Here is a 5,004-nt window from a genome sequence, read left to right on the forward strand (position 1 = left end):
CTGACCCAGGAGCACACAGGCCACGCTGCCGAACCGCACCAGCGCGAGCAGCAGCCCGTGCCCGGACTCGCCCTCCCCGGTCCCCCCCAGGGGCACGACGTCCGTGGCCGCCAGCCGCAGGACGTCCCGCACGCCGGGGCGCTCCGGCCGTCGGGAGCGGGTGATCGAGTCCCATGCCTCCGGCGCCGACCCGGTCCAGGGCGGCGACACGGGCGGGACCTGCCGCGGGTCCACCGGGTCCAGCATCGCCAGCACCCTGGCGGCGACGTCCGCGAGGCGCGAGACGGGCAGCACACCGTCGACCAGGCCGTGGCGGTGCAGGTTCTCGGCCCGCTGCACGCCGTCCGGGAAGGGGGAGCCGTGCAGCGCCGCGTAGACCTTCGGCCCGAGGAACCCGATCAGCGCGCCGGGCTCGGCGACGGTCACGCTGCCCAGTGAGCCCCACGAGGCGAACACCCCACCGGTCGTCGGATGGCGCAGGTAGACGAGGTAGGGCAGGCCCGCGACCTTGTGCGCGGTGACGGCCGCGGAGATCGCCGCCATCCGCAGGAACGCGAGCGCGCCCTCCTGCATCCGCGTCCCGCCCGACGCCGTCGCGGCCAGCAGGGGCAGCCGCTCGGCCGTGGCCCGCTCGATCGCCGTGATCAGCCGCTCGGCGGTGGCGACCCCGATCGACCCGGCGAGGAAGCCGAACTCGCTGCAGACGACGGCGACCCGGCGGCCCGCGATCCGGCCCTCGCCGGTGATCACGGCCTCGTCGACGCCGCTGCGGGCGTGTGCCGCGGCCAGCTCGGCCCGGTACGCCGGCGAGTCGGCGACCAGCGGGACCGGCGCCGGGGTGGTGTCCCAGGAACGGAAGGTGCCCTCGTCGAGGACCGTCTCGACCAGCTTTGTCGCCTGCACGGGCACACCCTGACACCTCGGCGCGGCCCGGCACCCACCGGTTGCTCGCGCACCCGGGCGGACGCCCACCGCCGTCGAGCCCCCGATCCCGACCACTCCCCGTGAGAAGCCGCAGAGCCTGCGTCGCTCCCGTGGCGGTCGTACCCTTCGTCCACCTCGGGCGGATCGGGAGGGTTCATGGCGCAGACCGACACGACCACGACATCCGGGACCAGGCACCGGCTACCGGTCCGGACGCTCGTCGCGGCGTCCATCGGCAACGCGATCGAATGGTACGACTGGACGATCTACGCGACGTTCAGCATCTACTTCGCGACCCAGATCTTCCCGCCGGGCAACGAGGCGCTCGCGCTGATCAGCACGCTGGCGACCTACGCGCTGGCCTTCTTCTTCCGCCCGCTCGGCGGGTTCCTCCTCGGCCGGTTCGCCGACCTCAAGGGCCGCCGGACGGCCATGATGGTCACCATCCTGCTGATGGCGGGCGGTTCGCTGGTGATCGCGATCCTGCCGACGTTCTCGCTGGTCGGCTGGCTCGCCCCGGTCCTGCTGCTGCTCGCCCGGATCGCGCAGGGCATGTCGCTGGGCGGCGAGGTCTCGAACGCCAGCGCCTACCTCGGCGAGGTGGCGCCGCCCGCGCACCGGGGTCGGTACTCGTCCTTCTTCTACATCTCGACGGGTGCGGCGGTACTCATCGCGAGCGTGCTCGGCGTGATCATCGCCGGGACCCTGGCCGAGGACCAGATCGCGAGCTGGGGCTGGCGGATCCCGTTCGTGGTCGGCGGTGTGCTGGGGCTCGTGGGGCTGTGGCTGCGCCGCACGCTGCCCGAGACCGACCAGTTCGAGGAGAACAAGGCCAAGGCGCAGCAGCTGAAGAACCCGCTGCTGCTCACCCTGCGGGAGCACCCGAAGGCCGTGGGGCAGCTCGTCGGGTTCACCCTGCTCTCCACGCTCTGCTACTACACGTTCTTCTCGGCGCTCACGCCGTACGCCACGAAGTCCCGCGGGGCGGACCCGTTCGACGTCTTCCTGGCCCTCTCGATCGCCACCCTGCTGTTCTGCCTCCTGCAGTACCCGATGGGGGCGTTGTCGGACCGGTTCGGCCGCAAGCCGCAGCTGCTGGTCTGGTCGGCGGCCACCGCGGTGCTGATCGTGCCGCTGTCCGCGCTGGTCGGGCCCGGGTTCTGGGGTCTGCTGGTCGTGTTCGTCGTGGGGCTGGGGCTCTACACGATGATGACCTCGATCGCGCCGGCGATCATGAGCGAGCTGTTCCCGACCGAGCTGCGCGGGCTGGGCATCGGCGCCTGGTACAACCTGACGGTCGCGATCTTCGGCGGCACGGCGCCGCTGATGATCCAGTGGTTGGGCGGAGCGTTCTTCTGGTACGTCGCCGCGGGGGCCGTCGTGGCGTTCCTGACCGTCCTCACCCTGCCCGAGACGAAGGGAACCGTCCTACGGTAGGGCGGTGGGTTACGACGTCGCCTCCCTGAGAAAGCAGTTCCCCGCCCTCGAGGCCGGGACCGCGCACTTCGACGGACCCGGGGGCTCGCAGACGCCCCGGGTCGTCGCGCAGGCGGTCGCGGACGCCCTGACCTCGCCGATCGCCAACCGCGGCACGATCACCGCCGCGGAGCGGCACGCGGACGGGATCGTGCTCAAGGCGCGCGCGGCGATGGCGGACCTGCTGGCGTCCGACCCGCGCGGGATCGTGTTCGGGCGCAGCACCACCGCGCTGCTCTTCGACCTCGCCCGCACCATGGCCGCGACCTGGGGGCCGGGGGACGAGGTCGTCGTGACCCGGCTGGACCACGACGCGAACATCCGGCCCTGGGTGCTCGCCGCCGAGTCGGTGGGGGCGACGGTCCGGTGGCTGGACTTCGACCCGGAGACGACCGAGCTCGACGACGTCGCCGGGGTGCTGTCCGCCCGGACCCGGGTCGTGGCGGTGACGGGGGCCTCGAACCTGGTCGGGACGCGCCCGCCGGTCGCCGCGATCACCGCCGCCGCGCACGAGGCGGGGGCCCTGACCGTGGTCGACGGTGTGCACCTCACCTCGCACGCCGCGATCTCGGTCGCGGAGCTGGGCGCGGACTTCTACTCCTGCTCGCCGTACAAGTTCTGCGGCCCGCACCTCGGCGTGCTGGCGGCCCGCCCGGAGCTGCTGGAGGAGCTGCACCCGGCCAAGCTCGCCCCCTCGTCCGACGACGTCCCGGAGCGGTTCGAGCTCGGCACCCTGCCGTACGAGCTCCTCGCGGGCACGACCGCGGCCGTCGACTTCCTCGCGGGCCTCACGGGCTCGCCCGCCGACCGGCGCGCGGCGCTGGAGGACTCGATGTCGGCGATCGAGGCGCACGAGGAGCCGCTGCGCCGTCGGATCGAGGAGGGGTTGGCGGAGCTGCCCGGGATCGTCGTGCGCTCGCGGGCCGCGCACCGCACCCCGACGCTGCTGCTGGAGTTCACCGACAAGCGCCCCAGCGACGCCTACCGCTACCTCGCCGAGCACCGGATCAACGCCCCGGCGAGCTCCTTCTACGCCCTGGAGGCGAGCCGCCGCCTCGGCCTCGGCGACACCGGCTCCCTGCGCGTCGGCCTCTCCCCGTACACCGACGACTCCGACGTCGACCGCCTGCTGGAGTCGCTGGCCACCTTCCTCGCCCTGTGAGGGGCGATAGTCGCTCGAGCGACTATCGCCACTCACGACGGTGAGGGACGCCGGACGGGGCCGACCTCGCGACGGCGGGCCCGGGGTCGGTAGGTTCGGCGACCGGCGCGCCGCTGTGGCCGCCCACGACCTGGGGGTCCCATGACGTCCGCCGCGCTCGGCGAGCTGCTGCTCAGCCGGAGCCTCGACGATCCCGAGCTGCTCGCGGCCTCGGACACCGCGCCGCAGACACGGATCCTGCCCGACGCCCACGTGCTCAAGATCGGCGGGCAGAGCCTGATGGACCGGGGCCGGGCCGCGGTCCGGCCCGTGGTCGACGAGCTCCTCGATGCCCGCCGGGACCACCAGCTGCTGATCGGCACCGGCGGGGGCACCCGCGCCCGGCACGCCTACGCACTCGCCGCCGAGCTGGGTCTGCCCACCGGCGTGCTGTCGGACATCGGGTCCGCGGTCGCCGGACAGAACGCCACGATGCTCGGGCACCTGCTGGCGCAGTACGGCATCCCGGTCGTCGGCGGGGGCGCGATGGCGTCGCTGCCGCTCAAGGTGGCCGAGGTCGGCGCCGCGGTGTTCGCGGGCATGCCGCCCTACGACATGTGGCAGCGCCCGCCCGCCGAGGGCGTGATCCCGCCCTACCGCACGGACGCGGGCTGCTACCTCGTCGCGGAGACCTACGGCTGCAAGTCGATGATCTTCGTCAAGGACGAGGACGGGCTCTACACGGCCAACCCGAAGACCGACCCCGCGGCGGAGCTCATCCCGGAGATCACGGTCGACGAGCTGATCGCCCGCGACCTGCCCGACCTCGTCGTCGAACGGCCGGTGCTGGACCTGATGCGACACGCGCGGTTCGTGCGGCGGATCCAGGTCGTCAACGGGCTCAAGCCCGGGCTGGTCACCCGCGCCCTCGCGGGCGAGCACGTCGGCACGATCATCACGGCATGAGCGAGCTCGCGAGCCACCCATCGACACGGAGGGCCGACCTCATGGGCTACACCGCGCACTCGAAGGACGTCCCCTCGCTGCTCGCCCGGCAGACCCTGCTGGACCGCGAGCTCGTCCGGCCCGTCTCGACGCAGCCGGTGCGCAGGCTGCTGCCCTGGCTCGACGTCGTGGTGCTCGGCGGGACGGCGATCGTCGACCGGGGGCGGGACGCCATCCTGCCGCTGGTCGAGGAGCTGCGTGCGGCCTTCGCCGACCACAGGCTGCTGATCCTCACCGGGGCGGGGATCCGGGCGCGGCACGTCATGGGCGTGGGCCTCGACCTGGGCCTGCCCACCGGCGCGCTGTCCGAGCTCGCCGCCACCGAGGCCGAGCAGAACGGGCACCTGCTCGCCGCGCTGCTCGCCGAGGACGGGGTGTCCTACGTGCCGCACGGCACCGTCGCGCGGCAGCTCGCGGGGCACCTCGCCGCCGCCCCCGCGGTGGTGTCCAACGGGTAC

At 73.4% G+C, this 5,004-nt stretch carries 5 protein-coding genes; 4 read left to right on the forward strand and 1 reads right to left on the reverse strand.

Features of this window, described 5'->3' with window-relative positions:
* On the reverse strand, positions 1-903 hold a 903-nt coding region (locus H5J29_RS20570), incomplete at its 3' end, for a carboxyl transferase domain-containing protein (protein ID WP_312858322.1).
* A 177-nt stretch (positions 904-1,080) separates the two neighbouring features.
* Here H5J29_RS20570 and H5J29_RS20575 point away from each other — a divergent pair.
* From H5J29_RS20575 to H5J29_RS20590, 4 genes are all read left to right on the forward strand, one after another.
* A complete protein-coding gene (locus H5J29_RS20575; protein WP_181782684.1) occupies positions 1,081-2,361 on the forward strand; it encodes an MFS transporter in 1,281 nt (426 codons plus the stop codon).
* A 4-nt stretch (positions 2,362-2,365) separates the two neighbouring features.
* Positions 2,366-3,562, forward strand: coding sequence for a cysteine desulfurase-like protein (locus tag H5J29_RS20580; RefSeq protein ID WP_181782685.1), 1,197 nt, complete (start codon positions 2,366-2,368; stop codon positions 3,560-3,562).
* 141 nt (positions 3,563-3,703) lie between these two features.
* Positions 3,704-4,507: an amino acid kinase family protein gene (locus H5J29_RS20585; protein ID WP_181782686.1), complete on the forward strand. Its 804-nt coding sequence runs from the start codon at positions 3,704-3,706 to the stop codon at positions 4,505-4,507.
* A partial coding sequence (locus H5J29_RS20590; protein ID WP_446686486.1) for an amino acid kinase family protein occupies positions 4,504-5,004 on the forward strand: 501 nt, incomplete at its 3' end. The genes H5J29_RS20585 and H5J29_RS20590, both read left to right, overlap by 4 nt.

The organism is Pseudonocardia pini, assembly GCF_013870575.1.
GTDB lineage: Bacteria > Actinomycetota > Actinomycetes > Mycobacteriales > Pseudonocardiaceae > Pseudonocardia > Pseudonocardia pini.

Excerpts from the sequence above, each read along its gene's own strand:
- H5J29_RS20575 (WP_181782684.1), top strand. The coding sequence starts at position 1,081 with ATGGCGCAGACCGACACGACCACGACATCCGGGACCAGGCACCGGCTA.
- H5J29_RS20585 (WP_181782686.1), top strand. The coding sequence starts at position 3,704 with ATGACGTCCGCCGCGCTCGGCGAGCTGCTGCTCAGCCGGAGCCTCGAC.